Here is a 2,314-nt window from a genome sequence, read left to right as displayed (position 1 = left end):
TGTTGTTTACTAAGCGACGGACTAGCCATTGGCTAAAGCTTATAGAGTCCTGAATATGGTTATCGAACCCCAATGCTTCTAAGTTAACTTGCTCAAAAAAATGTAGTTCTTTAATTGGAACTATGTTTTTAGTCGAAAATAACTTTGTTGATGAATGAGGATAACGTTTGTATTTCATTAATCCGATAGCGCTACTATATGCCACACTCTGAGGCGCAAATTGGCGCTGTAGCCATTGAGTTAAAGCGGTATCCGGTACGTTTAGGTGTCTGATATCGAGTATAAGATCTTGTTCAGGTTTGCTTAATGCAAGTTGCTCTAAAATATGGGGTGATAATTTAATATTTTCAGGGTAACGAATCACATGCTGTGAGCTAGATGAAGCGGCCATGGCCGCTGCTGTCGGCTGCTGAATATTCTCTTGCTGTTGATTTCTGCTGACTAAAGCAACCTCTCGCTGAGTGTTATCACCCTCTGTATTGGTGAATGTCAAAACGATGCTGTTAGAGGTTGTTAAGCCTATATCTAACCGAAGCTGATTAATGCCGTGTAACCAATGACTCTGCTCCTTGATTGATAACTTGATAGAGTCGGGAATGTACCGCTGCGCAGCTTTCTGCCAGCGTTGCATGGGGAGGCCGTCCATGTGGGTTAAGAAGGGAAACTCTTCATTGAACAGACTATTTTCTGCGGTATACACTAACCAATGTTGACCATCGTAATAGAGCTGGCCTGGAAGCTGTTTTATATCGGTAAGTTGCTTCGCTCGATTGGGCAGACTTATAGAGGTCGCTGGATCATTGAGAGAAGAGATCCAACGCTGCAATTTAACTTGAAAATTAACCGCATTACTCGGCTGTAAGTTAGCGCTTAACAGTCGTTGTGCTTGTTGATTAAAAATGTATTTTTGGGCGGGATCGAATGCTGCGAAAGATGACTTTTGATTAATTACTGCTAAAAGTTGGTTAATATCTTGTCGCTGCTGTGCTGGGCTCAGTGTATACGAGGCAGTATGTGGGAAAAAAGACAGTCGAATGAGTTGAGCTGCACTTATGCCCATCATAAGTACAAATAATACGACTATGCTTTTAAAACTGACTGTCATATCGATTCTCGGATATGGCCAGCTTAGCCTTTTCTAGGCTAGGCTGGCATAGCCTCTAACTAATTGACTAAAAGCATAGTTATAAAATATCGTTGATAGAGATCCCGATACCTATGCGTTGGTTATGTGAATTATAGTCGATAAGACTTTCACCGTAGCCATTAAAGTATTGAGTATAGAGTCTCAGATTGCCCATGATGGGGTAACTCCAGGTAAATTCTACTGCGCCATAATTAGGCTTTTGAATGTAGTTACGCACCATTAAGCTAAATCTATGCTCATCGAGTCCGTACACCCCTGTAAACTCAAGGTTACCCATATAGTCCATTATATCTGGGTTATCATCGCCACTCGGAGAGGTTGGGGTTTCTTTTTCATCTTCAGGTATACGCCACCACGCTTTAGCTTCAAGCGCAAATGGCCCTGAATCGAATATCATCATGCCGTATAAGCGATTCCAGCTCCTGGATAATGATCCTGCTTGCCCATTTGATTGGTGTACGGCGCCGACCCCCCAAAAAGAGTTCTGTAAAGGCCCCACTTGCCAATCATTAGTGAAGATCATGAATATTTCAGGCTCATGATTGGTTTCTCTAAACGGCGAAGATATTTCTTTGTTATACACCTGCCAGTACGACTGGTTGGTGTATGCTGCAAACAGGTGGCCATTATCGCCAAATACATTGTGCCAGAGCGGAAATTTAAAACTTATTTGAAACTTGGCTTCTACATTATCCATCGTAAACGGGGTGTCTTTAACTTCTTCAGCAAAAGGTTCCATATTAGGAGAGGAGTTGTAAGTCACCGGAAGAATGTAGTTAACCTTGTGTGGTGTAATGACATAAGGCAGGTCGGCAGTTGCAATTTCTTTAGAGACTCGCGCTGCCACCAATGATGTTTGTTTTTTGACTTCAATATCTTCTGTTTTGCTAGCGACCTCTGTTGGCTCTGCTTTCGTCGTTGCTGCAAACGACGCAAAAGAGCAGCCCAAACCCATAGACAATAATAGCGTGCCTAGCTTATTCATAATATTCCCAAAAGTTGTTAAAACTGCGCTTCTTTTTGTTTGTCGCAATTCTACCTAGCTATCTCTGTGTTTAACAGTGCTATAGCAAGCTGGCAACTTAACACTCGGTAAATAGGTGAAGTGACTACCACTGTGATATCAACGCGGGTTTTGAAACCCGCCTCTAGATCTAAATGCGATAA

At 42.2% G+C, this 2,314-nt stretch carries 2 protein-coding genes; both read right to left on the bottom strand.

What is annotated here, in order from left to right; all coding sequences use genetic code 11:
• On the bottom strand, positions 1 to 1,105 hold a 1,105-nt coding region (locus CXF82_RS01225; protein WP_145991630.1), incomplete at its 3' end, for a hypothetical protein.
• A gap of 79 nt (positions 1,106 to 1,184) precedes the next feature.
• Positions 1,185 to 2,132 carry a phospholipase A gene (locus tag CXF82_RS01220; protein WP_101091365.1) on the bottom strand — a complete coding sequence of 316 codons (948 nt, stop codon included), beginning with the start codon at positions 2,130 to 2,132 and terminating at the stop codon, positions 1,185 to 1,187.
• Positions 2,133 to 2,314: the final 182 nt, after the last annotated feature.

It is taken from the genome of Shewanella sp. GutDb-MelDb, assembly GCF_002836075.1.
Taxonomy (GTDB): Bacteria; Pseudomonadota; Gammaproteobacteria; order Enterobacterales; family Shewanellaceae; genus Shewanella.
This window is presented reverse-complemented; position numbering and strand designations above follow the sequence as displayed.

What these genes read in the sequence shown, in the direction of transcription:
- CXF82_RS01220 (WP_101091365.1), bottom strand. Translation starts at nt 2,132, where the DNA reads ATGAATAAGCTAGGCACGCTATTATTGTCTATGGGTTTGGGCTGCTCT.